Source organism: Delftia sp., from assembly GCF_059499305.1.
The window spans coordinates 150,645-175,712 of the sequence record NZ_JCABYI010000024.1; the positions used below are offsets into that span (position 1 = coordinate 150,645).

Below are 25,068 nucleotides of genomic sequence, written 5' to 3' on the forward strand. Positions count from 1 at the left end.
CCGTCCAAGGGGCAGACGAGGCCCGGAGCAAGGGCAAACCCTTGGCTTATTGCGAGTCGGCTCCGTTTGACAAAATCAATACACGAATGGCTTGCGCCTCCATAAAAATACATAAAGTAACACTTACACCCCGCATCGGGCTCCCGCATCACCGGCCGGCATGCTTTGGAGAGAGGAATTCCCATGAAGCGCTCAGCATGGAGTCGAATCCTGGACCTCGGTGGCGCACGCCGCAAGGCGGAGCTTGACGGGCAATTGGCCGCCATACACAAGTCCCAGGCGGTGATCGAGTTCGACCTGCAAGGCCATGTGCTGGCTGCCAACCAGAACTTCCTGGACACCATGGGCTACGAGGAGCACGAGGTCATCGGCCAGCACCACCGCATGTTCGTGGACAGCCAGGTCAGCGAATCCCCCGAATACGCCCAGTTCTGGCAGCGCCTGGGCAGCGGCATCCACGATGCGGGGCGCTACCGGCGCATCGCCAGGGATGGGCGCGATGTCTGGCTGCAGGCCAGCTACAACCCCATCTTCGACCGGCATGGCCGGCCCTTCAAGGTGGTGAAGTACGCCACCGACATCACCGAGCAGCAGCGCCGCAACGCCGATGCCGAAGGCCAGCTGGCCGCCATCTCCAAGGTGCAGGCCATCATCGAGTTCGACCTGGACGGCAACATCCTCCATGCCAACCGCCTGTTCCTGCAGGCCATGGGCTACACGCTGGACGAGGTCACGGGGCGGCACCACAGCATGTTCGTCCAGCCCCATGAGCGCCAAAGCGCCGAATACGCGCAGTTCTGGCGCAAGCTGGGCAGCGGCCAGCACGATGCAGGCCAGTACCTGCGCATCGGCAAGCACGGCCGCCAGGTCTGGATCGAGGCCAGCTACAACCCCATCCTCGATGCCGACGGCCGGCCCTTCAAGGTAGTCAAGTACGCCCGCGATATCACGCGCCGCTTCACGGCCGCGCAGACCCTGGGCGAGGCCATGCAGGGCCTGAGCGAAAGCGCCGAGCACGCAGGCCAGGCCAATGAACTGGCCCGCCAGGCCTGCCTGGTGGCCGAGCAGGGCGGGCGCACGGTGCACGAGGTGATGGGCACCATGGAGTCCATCAGCGCCAGCTCGCGCAAGATCAGCGACATCATCGGCGTGATGGACGGCATCGCCTTCCAGACCAATATCCTGGCGCTGAACGCCGCCGTGGAGGCGGCCCGCGCCGGCGAGCAGGGCCGGGGCTTTGCCGTGGTGGCCGGCGAGGTGCGGGCACTGGCGCAGAACAGTGCCGCCGCCGCCAAGGAGATCAAGCAGCTCATCCACACCTCGGTGGAGCAGGTGGCTCTGGGCGCCGAGCAGGTGCGACAGGCCGGCGGGACCATGCAGGAAATCGTGGATTCCTCCCACCAGGTCACGGCCATCATGGGCGACGTGGTGCAGGCCTCCATGGCGCAGTCTGCGCGGCTGCGCGAGGTCACGGCCGACCTGACGGCCCAGAGCGTGAACATCGGCGACACGCCCCGCGCGCAACCCGTGCGCAAGTCGCTGCCGGCGGCCATGGTTCCCGAGGCCCCGCAGATCAAGGCGGCGCCAGCGCCCTCCGTGGTGCCTGTGCGCACGCCGCACATGGGCGGCAAGCTGCTGCGCATGGCCTGACGCCGGAGCGCGCAGGACGGCGCACGCAGGACCCAGTACAGGGTCAGGCCAGCTGTCCCTGCACCAGGCGCACCATGCGGTCGCAGCGCGCCGCGAGCTGCTCGTCGTGCGTGACCATCACAAAGGCCGTGCCATGGCTGCGCGCCAGCTCCAGCATCAGGCGGAACACGGTGTCGGCCGTGCTGCGGTCCAGGTTGCCGGTGGGCTCGTCGGCCAGCACGCAGGCAGGCTGCGTGACCAGGGCGCGGGCAATGGCCACGCGCTGGCGCTCGCCCCCCGACAGCTCGGCCGGCCGGTGCAGCATGCGTTCGCCCAGGCCCACGGCCGCCAGCATGCGTGCGGCGCGCTCCATGCACTCGGCCCGGTCGTCGCGGCGTATGCGCAGCGGCATGGCCACGTTGTCCTGGGCGCTGAATTCGGGCAGCAGATGGTGGAACTGGTAGATGAATCCCAGGTGCCTGTTGCGCAGCGCACCCTGCTTCTGGGCGCTGAGTTCATGCAGGGGCTCGCCCTTGAGGGTGACGCTGCCGCTGGTGGGGGCATCCAGCCCGCCCAGCAGGTGCAGCAGCGTGCTCTTGCCCGAGCCCGAGGCGCCGACAATGGCCAGCGTCTCGCCCGCACGCACCTGCAGGTCGACCCCTGCCAGCACCTGCACGTTGAGCCGTCCTTCGGCGAAGCGCTTGGTCAGGCCGCGCGCATCGAGGACCACGGCGCCCTGCTGGGACACTTCGAAACCGGGCATCACATTCACTTCATTCATAGCGCAGCGCCTCGGCGGGGTTCACGCGGCTGGCGCGCCAGCTCGGGTAGATGGTGGCGACAAAGGCCAGGACCAGGGAGATCACGGCGATGGGCATGATGTCGCTGTACTGCGGATCGCTGGGCATCTTGCTGATCAGGTAGATGTCCTTGGGCAGGAAGTTGGCATGCAGCAGGCGCTCGATGGCCGGCACGATGACATCGATGTTGAAGGCAATGCCCAGGCCCAGCAGCAGGCCCGCGAAGGTGCCGATGACGCCCACCATGGCGCCCTGCACCATGAAGATTCCCATGATGCTGGACGGCGAGGCGCCCAGCGTGCGCAGGATGGCGATGTCGGCGCGCTTGTCGGTCACCGTCATCACCAGCGTGGACACGAGGTTGAACGCAGCCACGGCCACGATGAGCGTGAGGATGATGAACATCATGCGTTTTTCCAGCTGCACGGCCGCGAACCAGGTGCGGTTCTGCTGGGTCCAGTCGCGGATCAGCAGGCGGTCGGTGATGGTGTGGGCCAGTTCCATGGCCACGCGCGGTGCCTCATGCAGGTCCTTGAGCTTCAGGCGGATGCCAGTCGGCCCTTCCAGGCGGAACAGGCGCTGCGCGTCCTCGTAATGCATCATCACCAGGGCCGAGTCGTATTCGTAGTGGCCGGAGTCGAAGGTGCCGGCCACATGCATCTGCTTGAGGCGGGGCACCACGCCGGCCGGCGTGACCTGGCCGCCCGGGGCGATCAGCGTGACCATGTCGCCCTGGCGCACGCCCAGCGAGCGCGCCAGCTCCACGCCCAGCACCACGTTGAACTCGCCAGGCACCAGGCGCTGGAGCACCTCGGCATTGGTGGCGGCCACGTCGGTGACCTCCCCCTCGCGCGCCGGATCGATGCCGCGCACCAGCGTGCCCTTCATGTCCTCGCCGCGTGCCAGCAGCGCCTGGGCCGCGACGAAGGGTGCGGCGCCCAGCACGTCGGGGTTGGCGCGCGCCTCGCGCATGGTGCGCTCCAGATCGGGCAGCGCCGCGCCCTGGGGCGCGAAGATCTCGATGTGCGAGACCACGCTGAGCATGCGGTCGCGCACTTCCTTCTGGAAGCCGTTCATCACGCTGAGCACGATGATCAGCGCCGCCACACCGAGGGCGATGCCCAGCATGGAGACGCCGGAGATGAACGAGATGAAGCCGTTGCGGCGCGTGGCACGCCCCGCCCGGGTGTAGCGCCAGCCGACGGCCAGTTCGTAGGGAAATTGCATGGGCATGCATTGTGTCATCGCCCACAGGCCCTGCATGGCGGCAGGCTTTGCCGTCGGCGTGTCAGCGCCGGTGCCGTCCGCGGTCCACACGCGGCAGGGCGTCGTAGCGGCCCTCCGCCTCCAGCGTCAGCGCATGGCGCTGCAGCCTGGCCAGCAAGGTATCGAATTGTGCGAGCTCCTCGTCGCTGAGCACGGACACCAGGTCCAGGTGGATCTGGGCCATGCGCGGCAGGATCAGGCCGTACATGCGCCGCCCCTCGGCGGTCAGCGACACGGCCACGCGGCGGCGGTCGCCGGGCAGGGGGCTGCGCTGCACCCAGCCCTTTTCCTCCAGCCCGCTGAGGGCGCGCGAGGTGCGTGCGCGGTCCAGCTGCGCGCGTTCGGCCAGCTCCGACGACAGCAGGCCCTCGTTGGCAGCCACCGTGGCCATCACGCCCCACTCGCGGCGCGTGATGCCGAAATGCGCCTCGCACATGCGCATGGCCACGCCGCCGGCCGCACCAAAGTAGCGGTTGATGCGAAACAGCAGCATCTGCTGGATGGACGTGGGGGCTGGACGGGTATTCACGGGGAACAGTTGATTAGATCAATTGCTGCAGGGACTTCTACAGTGGCCCCGTCCGGAAAGGAGACAACGGGAGCCACCGTCCGGAGCCGGCCTGGGGATTCTCGCAAAGCCCGGCGCCCCCGCAGCGCAGAAAGTTCGCCACCATGTTTTCCCTGTTCCAAGCCACCCATGCCACCCATGCCTTGCGCGGCCCGCTGCTGCGGGCCGGCCTGGCCCTTCTGCTGGGCCTGGGCTCCGGCGCTGGCGCCCGGGCCGATGCGGCCGCCGATGCTGCCGCCTGGCCCGCCAAACCCGTGCGCATCGTCGTCGCCTTCGCGCCCGCTGGCGCCGCCGACATTCTTGCGCGCAGCCTGGGCGAGGTACTGCAGCGTGAACTCAAACAGCCCTTCGTCGTGGACAACCGGCCCGGCGCGGGCGGCAACATCGGCACCGACAACGCGGCCAAGGCGCCCGGCGACGGCTACACGCTGCTGGTCGGCATCGACACGACCTTCACCGTCAATCCCTTCATCTACAAGAGCATGCCGTTCAAGGGCACGGACCTGCGTCCCGTGATGATGATCGCCTCGCAGGGAATGATGGTGGCCGTGAATCCCCGCACCGGCCTCAGGACGCTGGACCAGTTCATCGCCCAGGGCAAGAAAAGCGGCCTGACGCTGGGCTCGGCCGGCTACGGCACGCCGGGCCACCTGGCCTCGGCCATCCTCACCCATGCCACGGGCGCCAAGGTCAGCCACGTGCCCTACAAGGGCAACGCCCCGGCCAGCACGGCCGTGCTGGCCGGCGAGGTGGACGGCGGCATCATCAGCTCCTCGGCCATGCTGGGCCAAGTGGCGGCCGGCAAGGTCGTGCCGCTGGCCGTGACCACGCGCCAGCGCAACCCGCTGGTGCCCGGCGTGCCCACCGTGGGCGAGCTGGGCCACAAGGACCTGGAGCAGGAAGTGCTGTTCGCCCTGTGGGTGCCGGCCGCCACGCCCGAGCCCCTGGTCGCCAGGATCCAGTCCGCGCTGGAAAAGGCCATGAAGGATGCGGCGCTGCGCGAGCGCATGCGCGCCAACGACCTGTTCTACGAAGGCCTGACCGGCCCGGCCGCCGCCGAACGCATACAGGCGCTGGCCGACCGCTACCGGACCGTGATCCAGTCCACCGGAATGAAGATGGAATGAGCGCCGCCGCTTCCCGCCCACGACCCTGCACAGAGCGCATTTCCATGTCCCGTCCCAATATCCTCTTCATCGTGGCCGACGACCTCGGCTATGCCGACCTCGGCTGCTACGGCGGCCGGGCGGCCGACTTCGGCCCGGTATCGCCCGTGCTCGACCGCCTGGCCGCCGGCGGCCTCAGGCTCACCCAGGGCTATGCCAACTCGCCCGTGTGCTCTCCCACGCGCTTTGCCCTGGCCACGGCGCGCTACCAGTACCGCCTGCGCGGCGCGGCCGAGGAGCCCATCAACAGCAGGACACGCGGCACGCCGCTGGGCGAGAAGCTGGGCCTGCCGCCGGACATGCCCACCGTCGCATCGATGCTCAGGAATGCGGGCTACCGCACGGCGCTGATCGGCAAGTGGCACCTGGGCTACCCGCCGAACTTCGGCCCGCTGCGCTCGGGCTACGAGGAATACTTCGGCCCCATGTCAGGCGGCGTGGACTACTTCACCCACCTGAGCAGCTCGGGCCAGCACGACCTGTGGGTGGGCGAGGAGGAGCACCACGACGAGGGCTACCTGACCGACCTGCTGTCGCAGCGCAGCGTGGACTTCGTCCACCGCATGGCCCAAGGCGATGCGCCCTTCTTCCTGAGCCTGCACTACACGGCGCCGCACTGGCCCTGGGAAACGCGCGATGACCGCAGCACGGCCGAGGCCCTGGGCGCAGGCATTGCCCACCTGGACGGCGGCAACATCCACCAGTACCGCCGCATGATCCACCACATGGACGAAGGCATAGGCTGGATCGTCGAGGCGCTGCGTGCCAGCGGACAGCTGGACAACACCCTCATCGTCTTCACCAGCGACAACGGCGGCGAACGCTTCTCCGACAACTGGCCCCTGGTCGGCGGCAAGATGGACCTGACCGAAGGCGGCATACGCGTGCCCTGGATTGCGCACTGGCCGGCCGTGATCGCACCGGGCCGCAGCAGCACCCAGCACTGCATGAGCATGGACTGGTCGGCCACGGTGCTGGATGCCGCCGGCGTGCAGGCGCCAGAGGGCCATGCGCTGGACGGCATCTCGCTGCTGCCCGTGCTGCGCGCCGAAGATGCCGAATTCCCACGCACCCTGCACTGGCGCATGAAGCACCGCGGCCAACGTGCCCTGCGCGATGGCGACTGGAAGTACCTGCGCGTGGACGGCATCGACTACCTGTTCGACCTTGCCGCCGACGAGCGCGAGCGCGCCAACCAGGCAGTGCGCGCGCCCGAGAGACTGGCCGCCATGCGCAGCGCCTGGGAAGACTGGAACCAGGGCATGCCACCCATCCCCGAGGACGCCACGGTCAGCCTGGTCTCTTCGGCCCGCGACATGCCCCAGCGCTGAACCGCGCTCCAAGGGGAAAAACGAAGGCGCCGGCATTGCGGCAACCCATGCCCGACAATAGCGGCCATGCTTTTGACTGCGCCCCTGGTGTCCTCCACCCAAGCCCCGCTGGAGGAAACGACCGAATGGATCATTCCCTATGCCGGCGGTCCGTCCTCGGATGCAGCGGATGACGCTGCCGTCGCGGCCGTCTGGGGCGGCCTGGAGCTGCCCCATCTCCAATCGCTGCTGGCGCTGATGCAGCCCGCGCCCGCACAGACCGGCACGGAGATGGATTTTTCTCCCCCCCACGAACGCGCCCTGGCGCACTCGCTGGGCCTGCCCGATACACCGGGCCTGATTGCCTGGGCCGCCTGGCAGGCCGGTGAGACGGCACAGGCCTGCGCCTATGTCACGCCCTGCCACTGGCACATAGGCGCAGACCAGGTCCACCAGAGCGATCCCGCCACCACGCCCCTCAGCGATGAGGAATCCCGCCAGCTGCTGGCCCTGCTGGCGCCCTGGTTCGCCGACGACGGCATTGTGCTGGAGTACCAGCAGCCGCAGCGCTGGCTGGCGCGCGGTGCGCTGTTCGATGACCTGGCCACGGCCTCCATGGACCGCGTCATCGGCCGCGACGTGCGGCCCTGGCTGCCCGACGCGCAGCAGGCACGCGCCCTGCACCGCCTGCAAAGCGAGGTGCAGATGCTGCTCTACACCCATGTCTTCAACGACGCCCGCGCCGCCCGCGGCCAGGTGCCCATCAACGCCTTCTGGGTCCACGGCGCCGGGCGCCTGCAGCCCGGCACGGCCACCGGCGCCAAGGCCGCCGTGCAATGCCTGGACGACCTTCACGCCGCAGCCCTGCAGGGCAACCCCGCTGCGTGGCGCGAGGCCTGGAAGGCGCTGGACGCCGGGCTCATCGCCCGCCTGCTGGAGCGCGTGCGCGCAGGCCACCCGCTCACGCTGACGCTGTGCGGCGAACGCCATGCCATCGCATGGAGCAGCCGCCCGCCGCGCTGGCTGGACAGGCTGGCGGGCCTTTTCGGCCCCCGCGCCCTGCCCGATCTGGGCCGCATGCTCTGACACACTGCCCATGAAAATCATTCCCCGCGAGATCCCTGCGCAGCAGGCCTGGGCACTGCGCCAGGCCGGTGTCCACCCGCTGCTGGCCCAGCTCTACGCCGCACGCGGCGTGTGCTCCGCCGACGAACTGGACAACACGCCCGCGCGCCTGCTGGCCCCCTCGGGCCTGCTGGGCATGGAGGCCGCCGTGCGGCTGCTGGCCGATGCCATAGAACGCGGCCTGCGCCTGTGCATCGTGGCCGACTACGACTGCGACGGCGCCACCGCCTGCGCCGTGGGCTGGCGCGGCCTGCGCATGCTGGGCGCGACCGAGGTCAGCTACCTGGTGCCCGACCGCGTGGTGGACGGCTACGGCCTGACGCCCCCCATCGCGCGCCGTGTCAAGGAAACCGGCGCCGACGTGATGGTCACCGTGGACAACGGCATTGCCAGCGTCGAAGGCGTGGCCGAGGCCAAGTCCCTGGGCCTGCAGGTGGTCGTCACCGACCACCACCTGCCCGGCAACCACCTGCCGCTGGCCGACGCCATCGTCAACCCCAACCAGCCCGGCTGCAGCTTCGAGAGCAAGTCCATGGCCGGTGTCGGCGTGATGTTCTACGTGCTGCTGGCCCTGCGAGCCGAACTGCGCGCGCGCGGCCGCTTCGACAAGGCCAGCCAACCCCGGCTGGAGGCCCTGCTGCCCCTGGTCGCCCTGGGCACGGTGGCCGACGTGGTCCGGCTGGACGCCAACAACCGCCGCCTGGTCGCCCTGGGCCTCAAGCAGATACGCCGGGGCCAGATGCAGCCGGGCCTGCAGGCCTTGTTCGACGCGGCCGGCCGCAAGGCCTTTGCGGCCACCACCTTCGACTTCGGCTTCGCGCTGGGTCCGCGCATCAATGCGGCCGGCCGGCTGTCCGACATGACCATCGGCATCGAGTGCCTGACCACGGACGACGCAGGCCGCGCCGCCAACCTGGCCCAGATGCTGGACGCCATCAACCGCGAGCGCCGCGAGCTGGAAGGCGGCATGCGCGAGCAGGCCCTGCTCATGGCCGAGGGCCTGTGCACGGACGGCATGACGCCCCCGGCCGCCATCAGCGTGTTCGACCCCGATTTCCACGAAGGCGTGGTCGGCATCGTGGCCTCGCGCATCAAGGACCGCATGCACCGGCCCAGCTTCGTCTTCGCAGCCAGCGGCGCGCCGGGGCACGAGCATGAACTCAAGGGCTCGGGCCGCTCCATTCCCGGCTTTCACCTGCGCGACGCGCTGGACCTGGTATCCAAGCGCCACCCTGGCCTGCTGCTGCGCTTCGGCGGCCACGCCATGGCGGCCGGCTGCACCATTGCCGAAGCCGGATTCGCCGTGTTCGAGAAGGCCCTGGCCCAGGTGGCCCAGGAATGGCTGGACGCGGCCACGCTGACGCGGCGCATAGAAACCGACGGGCCTCTGGACCCGGATTTCCGCAAGCCGGAAATGGTCGAGCAGCTCAATCTCGCGGTCTGGGGCCAGGGCTTTGCGCCTCCCACCTTCAGTGAACAGCTGGAAGTGCTGTCACAGCGCCTGGTCGGGGAAAAGCACCTGAAACTGCAATTGCGCCATCAGGGCGAAACCGTGGACGGCATCTGGTTCGGCCATACCGACCCGCTGCCGTCATCGGCCTGCATTGCATTTCGCATGGACATCAATGAATGGCGCGGAGAGCGCAAGGTGCAATTCCTGATCGAGGGCGTTCATTCGGACGTTTCCTAGAGATTCCACCGGCCCTTCACGGCGCCGCTCGGTTAATATCCCCGGTTTTTTGCAACAATTTATTGCAAATTCATTCCAAGAAAACCGGGGAAAAACTCATGACTTCTCGCCTGTGGCCTTGCACGGCCATTGCCATCACCCTGGCCGCCGGCCTTTCCGGCTGCGCCACCACCGAGCAATCGCGCACGCTTGAAACGGCCAAACCCGCTTCTGCATACAGCGCCTATCAAGGCCCGCGCAGCCCCATTTCCGTGGGCAAGTTCGACAACCGCTCCAGCTTCCAGCGCGGCATTTTCTCGGACGGAGTCGACCGCCTCGGTGGCCAGGCCAGAACCATCTTGGTAACCCACCTGCAGCAAAGCGGCCGATTCAGCGTGCTGGACCGCGACAACATGTCCGAGACCCGCCAGGAAGCGGGCTTCAACCGGCAGGAGCAGGCGATCAAGGGCGCCACCTACGTCGTGACCGGCGACGTGAGCGAGTTCGGCCGCAAGGTGGTCGGGGACCGCCAGTTCTTCGGCGTGCTCGGCCGTGGCAAGGAGCAGGTGGCCTATGCCAAGGTCAGCCTGAACATCGTCCGGGTGCAGACCTCCGAAGTCGTCTATTCGGTGCAGGGCGCAGGCGAATACAGCCTGTCGAACCGCGAAATCGTGGGATTCGGCAGCACGGCCGGCTATGACTCCACACTCAATGGCAAGGTGCTGGATCTGGCCATCCGCGAAGCCGTGGACAAGCTGGCGGCCGGCATGGACAGCGGTGCATGGAAGCCCGCGCAATGAAGCAGATTCCCCATTCGGCCGCAACCCTGGCTGCACTGGCCATTTGCGCCTCGTTGGCCGGCTGCGCCGCACCGCGCCAGCCGCTGTATGCCTGGAACGATTACCAGCCCCAGGTCTATCAATACCTCAAGGATGACGGAAGCACAGGCGCCGAGGACCAATTGCTCAAGCTGGAAGAAACCCGCCTGAAGGTGCAGGCCGAGGGAAAGGCTTTGCCCCCCGGCTATCGCGCCCATATGGCCATGCTGTATTCCCGGACCGGCAACAACGAAAAGACGGTGCAGCAATTGGCAGAGGAAAAGCAGCATTTCCCCGAATCCGCCAAGTTCATGGACACGCTGCTGCAAACCTTCACGGCCCGCAAGGATTGAGATGCGCCTGAGCACACACATCAAGACCCTGGCCCTGGCCATGACCGTCGCACTGACCGGGTGCGCCACCACTGCGCCCTATGACTATTCGGCACTGCGGGCATCCAAGCCTGCATCCATCCTGGTCATGCCCGCGCTGAACCAGTCGCCGGAAGTGAATGCGCCGGCGGGCGTGCTGTCGCAGATCACGCTGCCGCTGGCCGAGGCTGGCTACTACGTCCTGCCCGTGGCGGTCACCGAGGAAATGTTCCGCCAGAACGGCATCGTCAGCGCCGACGATGCGCAGGAACTGCCCGTGGCCAAGCTCCGTGAAATCTTTGGCGCCGATGCGGCCCTGTACCTGAACATCCGCAACTACGGCACCAGCTATGCGGTGATCAGCAGCGCCTCGGTGGTCACGCTGGACGCCAAACTGGTGGACCTGCGTACCGGCACACAGCTGTGGGACGGCAGCGCCACGGCCTCCAGTGCCGAAGGCCAAAGCTCGGGCGGCGGACTGGTCGGCATTCTGGTGACGGCACTGCTCAACCAGATCCTGGACACCATGAACGACCGCAGCGTGCAGATCGCCTCCATCGCCAACCAGCGCCTGCTGTCGCCCATGGCGCAGCGCGGACTGCTGCCGGGCCCGCGCTCGCCCGACTACGGCAAACAGCGCAACTGACGAAGGCCTGCAGGCCGGCGCACATGCACGCGCCGGCCTGCATCCCCGCTCCTCCCGCTAGAAGGTCTCCCAGTCGTCGTCCGCGCCGGCCTTGGCAGGTGCCCGGGCGGGCGCCTTGGCCACAGGCGGCTGGATCTGGCGCGCCGGTGCATTGCGCACGGCGGCAGCCGGGCGTGCCGCGGGCGCGGGACGCGCCGCCGCTGCAGGGGCTGCTGCCGGTCGGCGCGCCACGGCGGCTGAACTGGCTGGCGCCTGCGCCCGGGCCGGTGCCAGCGCACTGCCTTCCTGCCCCAGCTTGAACACCGCCACCACCTCGGACAGGCGCCGCGCCTGGTCCTGCATGGCCAGCGCAGCCGCGCTGGATTCCTCGACCAGGGCCGCATTCTGCTGCGTCATCTGGTCGAGCTGGCTCACGGCCTGGTTGACCTGGCCAATGCCGTCGCGCTGCTCGGTGGACGAGGCGGTGATCTCGCCGATGAGGTCGCTGACGCGGCGCACGCTGGAGACGATTTCCTCCATGGAGCGCCCCGCCTGCTCCACCTGCTGCGAGCCCGACTGCACGTTGTCCACGCTGGTGGTGATCAGCAGCTTGATCTCCTTGGCGGCCTCGGCACTGCGCTGCGCCAGCGAACGTACCTCGCCGGCCACCACGGCAAAGCCCCGGCCCTGCTCGCCTGCGCGGGCCGCTTCCACGGCGGCGTTGAGCGCCAGGATGTTGGTCTGGAAGGCAATGCCGTCGATCACGCCGATGATGTCGGCGATCTTGCGGCTGCTGTCCGTGATCTGCTGCATGCTGGTGACCACCTGGGCCACCACGGCGCCACCCTGCTCGGCCGCCTGCGCGGCCGTGGCGGCCAGCTGGTTGGCCTGGCGCGCCGTATCGGCCGACTGGGTGACGGTGGCCGTCAGCTCCTCCATGCTGGCCGCCGTCTCCTCCAGATTCGCCGCCGTCTGCTCGGTACGCGAGGACAGGTCCTGGTTGCCGCTGGCGATCTGGTTGGAAGCCGTGGACACGGACTCCACGCCCGAACGCACCTCGCCCACCACGCCGCGCAGCCGCTGGGCCATGCCGTTGAGCGCCTGCAGCAGATGGCCCAGCTCATCGCCCCGGTTGCTTTGCACCGACCCCGTGAGATCGCCTGCGGCAATGCCGTCGGCCAGCGCCACGGCCTGGTCCAGCGGCCGTGTGATGGAACGCATGATGGCCATGCCCATGAACAGGCCCAGGGCCACGATGAGCGCGCTGGCCAGGGCGCCGATCCAGTAGGCCCGGGTGCGGTGGGCGACGCCCTCCTCGCGCGCCAGCTCGCTTTGGCGCTCCTGCTGCTGCACAAAGGCTTCCTGCGCCGTGTTGTAGCGCTCGGCCGCCGGGCGCAGCTGCTTTTCCACGATGTCGAAGGTGGAGGCGAAGTCGCTGGCCTTGCGCGCATCCTGGGCCGCCGAGTTGGCCTTGAGCGTTTCCCGGCGCTCGGCCGCCACGGCCTCCAGCGCCTGTTTGCCCTTGGCATCGAGCTGCAGCTCGCCCACCTGCTTTTGCAGCACGTTGATGCGTTCTATGCCCTTGCTCATCAGCGCGCGCTGCTGCGCGGCCAGCGTCTCGTCGGGTGACATGGCCGCGACGATGGAGCGCTCCACGCTCATCTGGGTCAGATGCCGCCACTCGCGCGCCAGCGTGGCGCCGCGCTGCGCGGTCATCACGTCGGTGTTGATCTTCTCGTTGACTCCGTGCAGATAGAACAGGATGCCGCCGTTGACCGCCAGCATGCTCACCAGCAGTCCCAGCACCAGGGCCCAGAGTTTCTGGGCGACGGTGATTTGATTCAGATTCATGGAAAAACCGATCTTTTTTCTAACAATGCCGGAGCCTGGCCATGGCGCCCCGCCGACCTTCGCTCCGGGCAATCATTCTTGTCCACCCTTGACGGCGCCTGGCTGATCATCGTCATGCCGCTGTCACTATTGAGGGCGGTAAACCCGCACTCAGGGAAGTCCCCAGCCGCAGCGCCAGGCTCGGAAAAGGACCGACACCTACAATGGGCCGGTGCCCAAGTCCTATCTGAATGCCGATCTGCACAGCCACTCCGTGGTCTCGGATGGAACGCTGACGCCTGAACAACTGGCCGAACGTGCCGCGGCCCGCGGCGTGCAGCTGTGGGCGCTGACCGACCACGACGAGGTCGGCGGCCAGCACCGCGCAGCCGCCGCAGCGCGCGCCTGCGGCCTGGACTACCTGACGGGCGCAGAGATCTCGGTGAGCTTTGCAGGCACCACGGTGCACATCGTGGGCCTGGGCTTTGACGCAGACGACCCGGCCCTGGTCGAAGGCCTGCATGCCACGCGCGACGGACGCGGTCCCCGCGCCCGCGAGATGGCCCGCCAGCTGGAGCTGGCCGGCATTGAAGGCAGCTACGAAGGCGCGCTGCGCTTTGCCGGCAATCCCGCGCTGATCTCGCGCACGCATTTCGCGCGCTTTCTCGTGGAATCCGGCCGCTGCCGCGACACCGGCGAGGTGTTCCGCCACTACCTGACCGAAGGCCATCCCGGCTACGTGCCCCATACCTGGGCGCGCCTGGCCGACGCCGTGCGCTGGATCACGCAGGCCGGCGGCGTGGCGGTGATCGCCCACCCGGCCCGCTATGCGCTGACGGCCAACGAGGAGTACGCGCTGTTTTCCGAATTCAAGGCCCATGGGGGCCAGGGCGTGGAGGTCGTCACCGGCAGCCACCGCCCCAGCGAGTACGCCGTCTATGCCGACATGGCCCGCGAGTTCGGCCTGGCCGCCTCGCGCGGCAGCGACTTCCACAGCCCCGAGGAGTCGCATACCGACCTGGGCGACCTGCCCTACCTGCCGGGCCAGCTGACGCCGGTATGGGAACTGCTGGGCGAGCGCATTCAGCCGGCCTGAGCCCTTCCCGCAAACAACGCACACCATGGTCCTACGCTTCGAAGCCCACCCCGACAATCCCCAGCCCCGTCTCATCAAGCAGGCCGCCGACATGCTGCGCCAGGGCGCCATCCTGGCCATTCCCACGGACTCCAGCTATGCACTGGTCTGCCATCTGGACGACCGCCCTGCGGTGGAGCGGCTGCGCCGCATCCGCCAGATCAACGACAAGCACCACCTCACGCTGCTGTGCCGCGACCTGTCGGAGCTGTCCAGCCATGCGCGCGTGGACAACCGCCAGTACCGGCTGTTGAAGCTGGCCACGCCGGGCCCCTACACCTTCATCCTGGAAGCCTCCAAGGAAGTGCCCAAGCGCCTGAGCCATCCGTCGCGCAAGACCATCGGCCTGCGCGTGCCGGACCGCAAGGGCACGCAGCTGCTGCTGGAGCAGCTGGGCGAGCCGCTGATCGCCACCACGCTGATCCCGCCCGGAGAGACCGAGGCCCTGCATGACGCGGATGCCATCCTGGAGCGCTTTCCCCACGAGCTCGATGCCATCGTCGATGCAGGTGCCTGCCCCTCGGAGCCGACCACGGTGATCGACCTGGTGCCCATGGCCCTGGGCAATCCGCCCACCGTGGTGCGGCAAGGCCGGGGCAGCCTGGAGGCCCTGGGCCTGGAAATGACCTGAATCACCCCACCCCCCGCACAAGCATCAACGCCGGGCATGCCCGGCGTCTGTTTTTGCAGCTTGATCCTGAAAGGCGTTCAGTGCTGCGCCCACTCCAGGGGCCGGGGTGCAGCAGCCGGCACGCGCTGCAACGGCCTCGTCACAGCGGCGGACAAGGCTGCGGCGGGAGCCATCGACGGCATCTGCCGCTGCACCCGCACGCCAGCGTCCTGCGGCTCGTCATCGAGCTTGAAGGCGCCCACGGCCTGCTCCAGCTCCTGGGCGCGCTCGCTCAGCGCCGAGGCCGCACGCGAGGCCTGATGCACCAGGGCAGCGTTCTCCTGGGTGGCGCTGTCCATGTGGCCCACGGCGGCGTTGACCTGGGCAATGCCTTCGCTTTGCTCGCGCAGGGCCTGCGACATTTCGCCGAGCAGGCCCGAGACCTGGCCCACGGCGCCGACAATCTCCTGCATGGTGGCGCCCGCCTGGTTGACCAGGCCCGCGCCGCTTTCCACCTGGCGCACGCTGGTGGTGATCAGTTCCTTGATCTGCTTGGCAGCCTCGGCCGAACGGCCGGCCAGGCTGCGCACCTCGCTGGCCACCACGGCGAAGCCCCGGCCCTGTTCGCCCGCGCGTGCCGCCTCCACGGCCGCGTTCAGCGCAAGGATATTGGTCTGGAAGGCAATGCCTTCGATGACCTGGATGATGTCCACGATCTTGCGCGAGCTGCCGCTGATGGCCTCCATGGTCTGCACCACCTCGCCCACCACGGCCCCCCCGCGCCTGGCCGTGGACGATGCATCGACGGCCAGGCCGCTGGCCGAATGCGCGCGCTCCGCGTTCTGGCGCACGGTGGCCGTGAGTTGCTCCATGCTGGCCGCCGTCTGGGCCAGCGCCGAGACCTGGGCCTCGGTGCGGCGCGACAGGTCGGTGTTGCCGGCGTCGATCTCACCGGCCGACAGGCCGATGGAATCCGTGGACTGCTTGATGCGGCCGACCAGCTCGGTCAGCGTGTCTTCCATGGTGCCCAGCGCGCCCAGCAGGCGGCCGAAGTCGCCCTGCAGCTCGGTCGAAAACTCCTGACTCAGGTCGCCGGCGGCCACCGTTTCGGCAATCAGGATGGCCTGGCCCAGCGGCTGCACGATGCCGCGCCGCAGGCTGAACCAGGCCACCAGGGCCAGTGTGCAGACGGCCGCCCCCAGGCCCAGCACCCACCAGCGCGTGTGCACCAGCGCCTGCTCGGCCACCGTGGTCGCCCCGCCGGCCGCCAGCGCCTGCTCGGCCTGCCCCAGCGAGAGCACCGTGACCGCCATCATCGTGAACACCAGCAGATTGATACCGCCGAACGCAATCACCAGCCGCCAGCCTATCGGCAGCCTGCCCAAGCCCAGTACGCCCACGTGCCACCTCTTGTCCATATGGCCCGAGGGCCTTGGTGAAAAACCTGTTGATTCGCCCATCGCATTGCTGTTTCATTTTGCAACACAGAGGCGGCTGTTGCCAATCCGCGGGAAACCACCATATCCGGTCGGCCGCAGCGCTGCGCACGGGCTCTGGCGGTGCCCAGCGGCAAGGGTGGCCGCCGTCTGAGACAATGCCCGCCGTGGACATCTCCAACCTCATCCAGACCGTACTCATCTATGCCCTGCCCGTGCTCTTCGCGATCACGGTGCACGAGGCTGCCCACGGCTATGCCGCACGCCACTTCGGCGACAACACGGCCGCCATGATGGGACGCATCACGCTCAACCCCATCAAGCACATCGACCCCATCGGCACCATCCTGATGCCGCTGCTGCTGTATTTCGCCACCTCGGGCGCCTTCCTGTTCGGCTATGCCAAGCCCGTGCCCGTGCGCTTCGACCAGTTGCGCAACCCCAAGCGCGACATGATCTGGGTGGCCCTGGCGGGCCCGGCCTCCAATTTCGTGCAGGCGCTGATGTGGGGCGTGCTGCTCGTGGTTCTGGTCGGATCGGGAGTGGGCGAGCGCTTCTTCATTGAAATGTGCCGCGCCGGCATCCTGGTCAATCTGGTGATGTGGGCCTTCAACCTCTTCCCGCTGCCGCCGCTGGACGGCGGGCGCATCCTCGTCGGCCTGCTGCCCTGGCGCCAGGCGCAATGGGTGGCGCGGATCGAACCCTGGGGATTCTTCATCGTCATGGGACTGGTCATCGCCGGCGTGGTCGGCAGCCTGTGGCTGCGGCCGCTGATGGATCTCGGCTATGCCGTGATCGATCTCGCGTTGACGCCGCTGATCGCGCTGCTGCGCTGAACGCGCGGCAGACCCGCCCAGCCTGCCCGTCAGATTCCCTTCTTTTCTCTCTATTGCCTGTCGCAGTCTCCCGTCATGAGCACCATCCGTTTCCTCACCGGCATCACTCCCAGCGGAACCCCGCACCTCGGCAACTATGCCGGCATGCTGCGCCCGGCCATCGCGGCCAGCCGCTCGCGCGAGGTGGAGAACTTCTACTTCCTGGCCGACTACCACGCACTGATCAAGTGCCAGGACCCGGCGCGCGTGCAGCGCTCCACCATCGAGATCGCGGCCAGCTGGCTGGCGGCGGGGCTGGACCCCGAGCATGTGACCTTCTACCGCCAGTCCGACATCCCCGAGATCCCCGAGCTGTGCTGGCTGCTGACCTGCGTGACCGGCAAGGGCCTGCTCAACCGCGCCCACGCCTACAAGGCGGCCGTGGACAAGAACCACGCGGACGGCGCCGAGACCGATGACGGCGTGACTGCCGGCCTGTTCATGTACCCCGTGCTGATGGCTGCCGACATCCTGGCCTTCAACGCCCACAAGGTGCCCGTGGGCCGCGACCAGGTCCAGCACATCGAGATGGCGCGCGACATGGCCTCCAGCTTCAACCACATCTATGGCGGCGAGTTCTTCACGCTGCCCGAGGCACAGGTCGAGGACAACGTGGCCACGCTGCCCGGCCTGGACGGCCGCAAGATGAGCAAGAGCTACAACAACACCATCCCGCTGTTCTCCACGCGCGAGCAGCTGCGCAAGCTCATCGGCAGCATCACCACCGATTCGCGCACGCCCGGCGAGCCCAAGGAAGTCGAGGGCTCGGCCCTGTTCCAGATCTACCAGGGCTTTGCCAGCGAGGAAGAAACCGAGGCGCTGCGCCGCCAGTACGCCGAAGGCATTGCCTGGGGCGACGCCAAGCAGCAGCTGTTCGAGCGCATCGACCGCGAGCTGGCCCCCATGCGCGAACGCTACGAGCACCTGGTGGCCCATCCAGGCGAACTGGAGGACATCCTGCAGGCCGGCGCCACCAAGGCCCGCCGCGAGACCCTGCCCCTGATCCGCGAACTGCGCTCGGCCGTCGGCCTGCGCAGCCTGGCCCAGGCCCCCGTGGCCGCCAAGGCCAAGGCCGCGAAGCAGGCCCTGCCCCAGTTCAAGCAATACCGCGAAGCCGACGGCAAGTTCTACTTCAAGCTCGTGGCTGCCGACGGCCAGCTGCTGCTGCAAAGCCTGGGCTTCGACGCCCCCAAGGAAGCCGGCCAGGCCATCGGCCAACTGCAAAGGGAAGGCGAGGCGGCCCTGTCCGCACTGCAGTCCCGGCTGCAGCCCGCCGACGCGCAGTTGGTGCTGGCCGCCCTGCAGCAACTGCGCGATGCTTCGGAGTAAGGGTAAGCTTCGCTTGAGAAACCGCATATTTGCGGGCAGTCTTGCCCGCAAGCCCTGCGCCCGGGATTCTGGCGCTTGCGTGAAAGGACATTGGGATGCGTATCGCTGCTCTGGACGATGATCCGCTGCAACTGGAGATGCTGCGTCAGGTTGCGCTGGAGACGGGCCACAGCTGCCACACCTACCAGACGGGCTCGGCCCTGCAGTTGGAACTGCGCCGCGAGAGCTTCGACCTTCTGATCGTGGACTGGCACCTTCCGGACATGGAAGGAACGGACCTGGTGCGGTGGACGCGCGGACATGTGAGCCGCGAGCTGCCCATCCTCATCATCACCCACCGCAGCGAAGAGGCCGACATCGTCGAAGGCCTGTCCTGCGGCGCAGACGATTTCATGGTCAAGCCCGTGCGCCACGGCGAGCTGCGCGCGCGCATGGCCGCCCTGCTGCGCCGCGCCTATCCGGTGAACACGCAAAGCGTGCTGGAGTTCGGCCCCTTCCGGTTCCTCACCACCACCAACAGCCTGGAAATGAATGGCCAGCCCATCGAGGTGACGCACCGCGAATACACGCTGGCCCTGACGCTGTTCCAGAACCAGGGCCGCCTGCTGTCGCGCGAACACCTGCGCGAAGCCGTGTGGGGCCACAACGCCGAAGTGCAGTCACGCTCGCTGGACACACATATCTCGCGCCTTCGCGCGCTGCTGAACCTGCGCGCCGGTCAGCCCTACGCCATCAGCGCCGTGTACGGCTACGGCTACCGCCTGGACGTGCCTGACGAGGCATTGCAGGCGGCACCTCAAACACCATGAACAGACTCTTGCTCGCCGCCAGCCTGCGCGGGCCCGTCGCGCGGGCCTGCCTGCTGGCAAGCCTGGCCCTGCTGGGCGCTGCCGCCACACAGGCCCAGATCAAACCCGCCGCCAGCGGCGGCGACATGCTCGCCCACCGCGTGGCCACAGGCGACACCCTGGAACAGCTGGCCAGCCGCTACCTGGGCGATGCACGCCAGTGGACCCAGCTGCAGCAGCACAACGGCGTGGCCAACCCGTACCGTCTGCGGCCCGGCTCCGTGCTGGAGATTCCCGTGCGCCTGCTGCGCGCCGCCGTGGCCTCCGTGGAATTCGTGCAGGGCGATGCGCGCAGCACACGCGCGCTCGACCATCTGGCCGACACGCAAAGCGGCTCGGCCGAAGACGCAGGCCAGGTCCTGCGCAAGGGACAGACGCTGCAGGAAGGCGATCGACTGCAGCTTGCGCCGGACGCCTTTGTGGCCGTGCGCCTGGCCGATGGCTCTTTGGTGCGCGTGCAGTCGCAGTCCGATGTCCTGCTGCGCCAGATGCGCCGCAAGGGCCGGGCCGGCAGCCTGCAGTCCGTGATCGACCTGCGAGAAGGCAGCGTGGAGGCCTCGGTCCCCCCCGAGCAGGGCAATGCCCAGCGCCGCTTCGAAGTGCGCACGCCTGCGGCATCGACCAGCGTGCGGGGCACGCGTTTCCTGGTGCAGACCGATGCAGCAGGCAGGACAGCGGCCGCCGTCGATGAAGGCACGGTCGCCGTGGGCTCGGACGCCTCTGGCGCACCTTCCGGCGATGCGCTGCTGCACCCCGGCCAGGGCGTGGCCGTGGCGGCAGACGGCCGCGTCGGCCAACCCCGCCCCATGCTGGGTGCGCCCGACATCACCGCCTGGCCCGCCTTGGCGGAAGACGCCAACTGGATCAGCCTGCCCCTGCCGGCCTTGCCCGGCGCCGTGCGTTACCAGCTGCAGCTGTCGCGCGACGCGGACATGACCCAGGTGCTGCGCAGCGCCAGCTTCCAGGCCACGGCCTCACCGCTGCGCCTGGCAGGCGTGGACGATGGCGACTATGTACTGTCCCTGCGCGGCATCGACGCCCAGGGCATTCCGGGTGCAGCCAGCCGGCGCGCCCTGCGCGTCAAGGCCCATCCCGTGCCGCCGCTGTACGAATCACCGCAGGCCGACGCCACCGTGGGCCTGGGCCGCGCCGGCCTGCAGTGCACCAAGGTGGTGGGCGCCGTGCGCTACCGCATCCAGGTCGTTTCTGCCGATGCCCAGGCCGGCTTTGCCGAACCTGCCATCGACGCGCGCGACCTGAACGACTGCACATTGCCCGCAGCCGCGCTGGCCCGGCTGCCGGCCGGCCGCTATCTTTGGCGCGCCGCCAGCATCCGCACGCTGGCCGACGGCAAGCCCGACCAGGGCCCGTTCGCCGCAGCCCAGGCCATGCAGCTGGCGGCCGTGCCGCCCCAGCCCTCGGCCAGCGCGCTGCAGATGGGCGACGGCCCCGCCGAGGGCAGCCGCCAGATCCGCTGGAGTGGCGAGCCCGGCCAGCGCTACCACGTGATGGTGGCGCGCGACCAGGAGTTCACCGCGCCGCTGGTTGACCTCTGGACCGACCAGCCGCAATGGAGCACCGAGGACCTGCCCGCAGGCAGCTACTACCTGCGGCTGCAGATCGAGGACGCCAACGGCCTGCGCAGCGATTTCTCGGCCGCACGCCAGTTCCGCACCGGCAGCTGGATCGTCGATGCCAGCGGCGAGATGATGCAATCGGGCAGCGGAGAGCGCCTGCAGCGCCAGTAACCGCACCCGTTCAATCCTTGACCGCGCTTGTCCACCCTGCCGCCTTCGCCTGACAGTCCCGCCACGCCGGCGCAGCAGGTGCAGCCGGCGCCCGCGCGTGGCCGGGGGCTGCGGCGGGACTGGCTGCTGCTGGCGGCGGGACTGCTGTCCCTGGTGTTCTGGCTCAGCGGTGACGGGCAGTTGGAGCGCATCAACGGACTGGTGCAGGACACGGCCAGCTGGCTGCACCGCCCCAAGGCATCTCAGGACATCGTCATCGTGGCCATCGACGATGCCAGCATCGACGCCATAGGCCGCTGGCCCTGGCGGCGTGCCCTGCACGCGGGCCTGCTGGAGCGCATCAGCCAGGCCCCGCCGCGCGCCATCGGCCTGGACGTGATGCTCAGCGAAGAAGATCTGGACTATCCAGGCGATGACCTGCTGCTGGCGCGCGTCCTGCAGCGCAGCGGCCGCACCGCCTTGCCCGTGGCGCCGGGCACGGATCCGCTGCCGGCCTTTGCACAGGCTGCGGCAGCGCTGGGCCACACCCAGCTGCCCGTGGATTCCGACGGCGCCGTGCGCAGCTTCCATGCCATTGAAGGCAGCGCGCAGCAGCCCTGGTGGCACATGGCGCTGGCCCTGCACTGCGTGGGCCAGCACGGCCGCGCATGCGCCCGCCCCGAACCCGTGCCGCCGCTGGACCCCGGCACACCCGCATGGCAGCGCCGCCAGCGGGAGATCATTGCCTTCGCACAGGCCAGGCCCGAGCAGGGCGCGCGTGACCGCTCGCCCTTCACCACCTATTCGTACATCGACGTGCTGCGCGGCCGCATTCCTGCTGCGGCATTTCGCGGCAAATACGTGCTCATAGGAACGACGGCCGCCGGACTGGGAGCGCAGTTCACCGCACCGCTGGGTGCCAGCGCGCGCCCCATCTCCAGCGTGGAAATGCTGGCCCATGTGCTCAACGGCAGCCTGCAGGGCTCGCACGTACACCGCGCTTCGGCGGGGCTGGACCGTGCGCTCAACACCGCAGCCGTGCTGCTGGCCCTGCTGGCCCTGGCCTGGCTGGGCCCTTCGGGCGGCATGCTGGCCTGCGCGCTGCTGGCCCTGGCCTGCCTGTCGCTGGCCGGGCTGGCACCACGCATCTGGCAGGTGCAGACGGCCCCTGCCGCAGCCCTGCTGGGCCTGGCCCTGGCCTATCCGCTGTGGAGCTGGCTGCGCCTGCGCGCCGCCGCCCGCTTTCTGGCGCTGGAACTGCGAGACCTGCAGGGCCAGGGCCTGCCCACCGCGCTGCGCCTGGGCGGCGACCTGCTGGACCAGCGCATTGCCGCCGTCGAGCAGGCTTCGCGGCAACTGCGCGCCCTGCACCATTTCGTCAGCGAAAGCCTGCGCCAGCTGCCCTCGCCCACCTTTGTCTGCGACCGCCAGGGCCATGTGCTGCTGGCCAATGCCGCGGCCCATGCCTATGCGCGCAGCCTGGATCACGACCTGCGCGCTGGCGACTCCCTTCCCAGGCTGCTCGATGGCCTGCAGGCGTTGGACACGGCGCCCGGCCCGCAAGCCGGCAGCCCGCTGCTCACGGCCAGGGCGCTTGCCGCCGGCGGCCTGCCGCTCAGCAGCGAGGGGCGCGACGGTCGCGGCCGCAGCCTGATGCTGCTGGTCCAGGCCTTCGAGGCTCCGCCCACCGCAGGCTGGCTGATCACCCTGGTCGATATCAGCGATCTGCGCAGCGCCCAGGCCCAGCGCGACCAGGCCATGCAGTTCATCTCGCACGACATCCGGGCGCCCGTGGCATCCATCATCACCTTGCTGGAGATGCAGCGTGGTTCCGTACAAGCGCCCGACCTGGGCATGCTGCTCCCGCGCATCGAAGGCTATGCCCAGGCCTCCCTGCAGCTGGCCGACGATTTCGTGCACCTGGCTCGTGCCCAGCAGCAGGCGCTGCGCCAGCAGCAGCTGGACCTGGGCCTGGTGCTGGACCAGGCCGTGGAAAGCTGCTGGGCCCAGGCCAGCGCCGCCCATGTGCAGCTGGAATTCAGCCTGCCCGAGCAGGAATGCCCCGTGCTGGGCGACCCGGGCATGCTCCACCGCGCAGCCGTCAACCTGATCGGCAACGCCATCAAGTACGGAGCGCACGGGCAACCGGCAAGCGGCGCCACGGTGCAATGCCTGCTGCTGCAGGACGCCGGCCATTGCCGCATCGCCATCCGGGACCACGGACCCGGCATGGATGCGCAGGCCGTCGCCCGCCTGAGCCAGCCCTTCGAGCGCCTGGACCACCATCAGCACCTGGACGGCGCAGGCCTTGGGCTGGCCTTTGTCCGCACCGTGGCTGCACGCCATGGCGGGCAGCTGCAGATAGAAAGCGCGCCAGGCCAGGGAAGCACCTTCAGCATCGTGCTGCCGAAGGCGCAGCAAGCCTGACCGGGGGTGTCATCCCAGCGGATCCCAGCGGATGGCCCGTGAAAACGAAAAAGCCCTGAAGTCTTTCAACTTCAGGGCTTTGCGTTTTTTGGTGCGGCTGGCAGGAATCGAACCCACGACCCCTTGGTTCGTAGCCAAGTACTCTATCCAGCTGAGCTACAGCCGCAACGCTTCGCATTGTAGCAGCGGGTTTTGGAGCTTCCAGGCAAAAGCGCCATATTTCTGCAAAAAACCTGGAAGTCGCATTCAACGGCAGCCGGGCGCAGCCATGCCAGCCGGCAGCGTCGCTCCCAGCAAAAAAGCCTGCCGCCCGGAAAGGCGGCAGGCTTTTTCATACCAATGGATGGTAGGGCCTCCCAGAGTCGAACTGGGCACCAACGGATTATGAGTCCGCTGCTCTAACCAAGCATGAGCTAAGGCCCCTGATTCACCAAGGCAGCGCGGATGCACGCCATGGCAAACGGCTATTGTAGATCCTAACCTGCGCGGCTCAGCGCTTGTGGCTCAGCGCGTTGCTGACCAGCTTGGAGGTGATGTCCACGATCTGGATCATGCGGTCGTAGTGCATGCGGGTGGGGCCGATCACGCCCAGCGTGCCCACCACCTTGCCGTCGAGCTCGTAGGGCGCGCTGACCACGGACAGCTCCTCGAAGGGCACGACCTGGCTTTCGCCCCCGATGTAGATGCGCACACCTTCAGCCTGGCTGGAGAAATCCAGCAGCCTGAGGATCTGGGTCTTTTGCTCGAACAGGTCGAAGGCGCGGCGCAGATTGCCCATGTCGCTGGAGAAATCGCTGACCGACAGCAGGTTGCGCTCGCCCGCGATGACCACGTCCTCCTGGGCACTGGTCATGGCCTCCGTGCCCACGTTGACGGCTGCCTGCATGAGGGTGGCCACCTCGCCGCGCAAAAGCTCGACCTCGCCCTTGAGGCGCTCGCGCACCTCTTCCATGGCCAGGCCTGCGTAGTGGCTGTTGAGAAAGTTCGATGCCTCGATCAGCTGAGAGGCCGAGTAATCCACGTCGGTGAAGATGACGCGGTTTTGCACGTCACCGTCGGGCGAGACGATGATGACCAGAAAGCGCCGCTCCGACAGTCGCACGAATTCGATGTGCTTGAACACCGAGGTGCGGCGCGGCACCAGCACCACGCCCACGAACTGGGAAAGGCTGGACAGCAGGTTGGCGGCGTTGGCGATGACTTTCTGCGGCTGCTCGGGCACGAGCTCGGGCGTCACGATATCTGCACGGTCCGCCGTGAGCATGGTGTCCACGAACAGCCGGTAGCCCCGGGCGGTCGGAATGCGGCCGGCCGAGGTGTGCGGACTGATGATCAACCCCAGGTCTTCGAGGTCAGCCATCACATTGCGTATCGTGGCAGGCGACAATTCAAGCCCCGACGCACGCGACAGGGTCCGCGAGCCCACAGGCTGGCCGTCAGCGATGTAACGCTCGATCAGCGCTTTGAGCAACAACTTGGCACGTTCGTCGAGCATGTGATGATT

The 25,068-nt window shown here is 68.3% G+C and carries 21 protein-coding genes and 2 tRNA genes; 15 read left to right on the top strand and 8 right to left on the bottom strand.

Features of this window, described 5'->3' with window-relative positions:
• Window positions 1-183 precede the first annotated feature (183 nt).
• Window positions 184-1,650 carry a methyl-accepting chemotaxis protein gene (locus AC5I49_RS14925; RefSeq protein WP_392413464.1) on the top strand — a complete coding sequence of 489 codons (1,467 nt, stop codon included), beginning with the start codon at window positions 184-186 and terminating at the stop codon, window positions 1,648-1,650.
• Between the two features lie 43 nt (window positions 1,651-1,693).
• Here the strand turns inward: AC5I49_RS14925 and lolD are convergent, their stop codons facing one another.
• From lolD to AC5I49_RS14940, 3 genes are all read right to left on the bottom strand, one after another.
• Window positions 1,694-2,410, bottom strand: coding sequence for a lipoprotein-releasing ABC transporter ATP-binding protein LolD (gene lolD, locus AC5I49_RS14930; RefSeq protein ID WP_013800885.1), 717 nt, complete (start codon window positions 2,408-2,410; stop codon window positions 1,694-1,696).
• Window positions 2,403-3,656: a lipoprotein-releasing ABC transporter permease subunit gene (locus AC5I49_RS14935; protein ID WP_034347641.1), complete on the bottom strand. Its 1,254-nt coding sequence runs from the start codon at window positions 3,654-3,656 to the stop codon at window positions 2,403-2,405. The genes lolD and AC5I49_RS14935 overlap by 8 nt, the downstream gene beginning before the upstream one ends.
• 61 nt (window positions 3,657-3,717) lie before the next feature.
• Window positions 3,718-4,188 (bottom strand): MarR family winged helix-turn-helix transcriptional regulator, encoded by a 471-nt coding sequence (locus AC5I49_RS14940; protein WP_313281218.1) that lies wholly within the window; start codon window positions 4,186-4,188, stop codon window positions 3,718-3,720.
• A 179-nt stretch (window positions 4,189-4,367) separates the two neighbouring features.
• On the opposite strand from AC5I49_RS14940, the gene AC5I49_RS14945 reads away from it, so the two are divergent.
• The 7 genes from AC5I49_RS14945 (at window position 4,368) to AC5I49_RS14975 (ending at window position 11,368) form a co-directional block, all read left to right on the top strand.
• Window positions 4,368-5,390, top strand: a complete 1,023-nt coding sequence (locus AC5I49_RS14945; RefSeq protein ID WP_495789571.1) for a tripartite tricarboxylate transporter substrate binding protein — start codon at window positions 4,368-4,370, stop codon at window positions 5,388-5,390.
• Between the two features lie 44 nt (window positions 5,391-5,434).
• Window positions 5,435-6,760 carry a sulfatase family protein gene (locus tag AC5I49_RS14950; RefSeq protein WP_495789572.1) on the top strand — a complete coding sequence of 442 codons (1,326 nt, stop codon included), beginning with the start codon at window positions 5,435-5,437 and terminating at the stop codon, window positions 6,758-6,760.
• Between the two features lie 66 nt (window positions 6,761-6,826).
• Window positions 6,827-7,825 carry a phosphoglycerate mutase gene (locus AC5I49_RS14955; protein WP_495789573.1) on the top strand — a complete coding sequence of 333 codons (999 nt, stop codon included), beginning with the start codon at window positions 6,827-6,829 and terminating at the stop codon, window positions 7,823-7,825.
• Between the two features lie 10 nt (window positions 7,826-7,835).
• Window positions 7,836-9,554, top strand: coding sequence for a single-stranded-DNA-specific exonuclease RecJ (gene recJ / locus AC5I49_RS14960; protein WP_495789574.1), 1,719 nt, complete (start codon window positions 7,836-7,838; stop codon window positions 9,552-9,554).
• A 98-nt stretch (window positions 9,555-9,652) separates the two neighbouring features.
• Window positions 9,653-10,333 carry a CsgG/HfaB family protein gene (locus tag AC5I49_RS14965; RefSeq protein WP_016445723.1) on the top strand — a complete coding sequence of 227 codons (681 nt, stop codon included), beginning with the start codon at window positions 9,653-9,655 and terminating at the stop codon, window positions 10,331-10,333.
• A complete protein-coding gene (locus AC5I49_RS14970) occupies window positions 10,330-10,704 on the top strand; it encodes a DUF4810 domain-containing protein (RefSeq protein WP_016445722.1) in 375 nt (124 codons plus the stop codon). The genes AC5I49_RS14965 and AC5I49_RS14970 overlap by 4 nt, the downstream gene beginning before the upstream one ends.
• Before the next feature lies 1 nt (window position 10,705).
• Window positions 10,706-11,368, top strand: coding sequence for a DUF799 domain-containing protein (locus AC5I49_RS14975; protein ID WP_016451081.1), 663 nt, complete (start codon window positions 10,706-10,708; stop codon window positions 11,366-11,368).
• A 57-nt stretch (window positions 11,369-11,425) separates the two neighbouring features.
• Here the strand turns inward: AC5I49_RS14975 and AC5I49_RS14980 are convergent, their stop codons facing one another.
• The gene (locus AC5I49_RS14980) at window positions 11,426-13,198 is read right to left on the bottom strand and encodes a methyl-accepting chemotaxis protein (protein ID WP_016451080.1); all 1,773 of its coding nucleotides are present in this window, start codon (window positions 13,196-13,198) and stop codon (window positions 11,426-11,428) included.
• A gap of 211 nt (window positions 13,199-13,409) precedes the next feature.
• On the opposite strand from AC5I49_RS14980, the gene AC5I49_RS14985 reads away from it, so the two are divergent.
• The gene (locus AC5I49_RS14985; RefSeq protein ID WP_016445719.1) at window positions 13,410-14,273 is read left to right on the top strand and encodes a 3',5'-nucleoside bisphosphate phosphatase; all 864 of its coding nucleotides are present in this window, start codon (window positions 13,410-13,412) and stop codon (window positions 14,271-14,273) included.
• A 25-nt stretch (window positions 14,274-14,298) separates the two neighbouring features.
• Window positions 14,299-14,943: an L-threonylcarbamoyladenylate synthase gene (locus AC5I49_RS14990; protein WP_016445718.1), complete on the top strand. Its 645-nt coding sequence runs from the start codon at window positions 14,299-14,301 to the stop codon at window positions 14,941-14,943.
• A gap of 77 nt (window positions 14,944-15,020) precedes the next feature.
• Here AC5I49_RS14990 and AC5I49_RS14995 read toward each other — a convergent pair whose 3' ends face one another.
• Entirely contained in the window at window positions 15,021-16,340 is a 1,320-nt protein-coding gene (locus tag AC5I49_RS14995) for a methyl-accepting chemotaxis protein (RefSeq protein WP_495789575.1), read from the bottom strand.
• Window positions 16,341-16,516: 176 nt separating this feature from the next.
• On the opposite strand from AC5I49_RS14995, the gene AC5I49_RS15000 reads away from it, so the two are divergent.
• From AC5I49_RS15000 to AC5I49_RS15020, 5 genes are all read left to right on the top strand, one after another.
• On the top strand, window positions 16,517-17,194 hold the full coding sequence (locus AC5I49_RS15000) for a site-2 protease family protein (RefSeq protein ID WP_016445716.1): 678 nt from the start codon (window positions 16,517-16,519) through the stop codon (window positions 17,192-17,194).
• Between the two features lie 75 nt (window positions 17,195-17,269).
• Entirely contained in the window at window positions 17,270-18,562 is a 1,293-nt protein-coding gene (locus AC5I49_RS15005) for a tryptophan--tRNA ligase (RefSeq protein WP_017404606.1), read from the top strand.
• 95 nt (window positions 18,563-18,657) lie between these two features.
• Window positions 18,658-19,371, top strand: a complete 714-nt coding sequence (locus AC5I49_RS15010; protein ID WP_016445714.1) for a response regulator transcription factor — start codon at window positions 18,658-18,660, stop codon at window positions 19,369-19,371.
• Complete coding sequence (locus AC5I49_RS15015; RefSeq protein ID WP_495789576.1) at window positions 19,368-21,158, top strand: FecR family protein; 1,791 nt, start codon at window positions 19,368-19,370, stop codon at window positions 21,156-21,158. Before AC5I49_RS15010 ends, AC5I49_RS15015 begins: the two co-directional genes overlap by 4 nt.
• 27 nt (window positions 21,159-21,185) lie before the next feature.
• Window positions 21,186-23,564 carry a CHASE2 domain-containing protein gene (locus AC5I49_RS15020; protein ID WP_495789577.1) on the top strand — a complete coding sequence of 793 codons (2,379 nt, stop codon included), beginning with the start codon at window positions 21,186-21,188 and terminating at the stop codon, window positions 23,562-23,564.
• A gap of 89 nt (window positions 23,565-23,653) precedes the next feature.
• Here AC5I49_RS15020 and AC5I49_RS15025 read toward each other — a convergent pair.
• The 3 genes from AC5I49_RS15025 to hrcA all read right to left on the bottom strand — a co-directional run bounded on the left by AC5I49_RS15025 (window position 23,654) and on the right by hrcA (window position 25,059).
• Window positions 23,654-23,730, bottom strand: a tRNA-Arg gene (locus AC5I49_RS15025).
• A 178-nt stretch (window positions 23,731-23,908) separates the two neighbouring features.
• A tRNA-Ile gene (locus AC5I49_RS15030) sits at window positions 23,909-23,987 on the bottom strand.
• A gap of 67 nt (window positions 23,988-24,054) precedes the next feature.
• Window positions 24,055-25,059, bottom strand: a complete 1,005-nt coding sequence (gene hrcA, locus AC5I49_RS15035; protein ID WP_016445711.1) for a heat-inducible transcriptional repressor HrcA — start codon at window positions 25,057-25,059, stop codon at window positions 24,055-24,057.
• Between the last annotated feature and the right edge of the window lie 9 nt (window positions 25,060-25,068).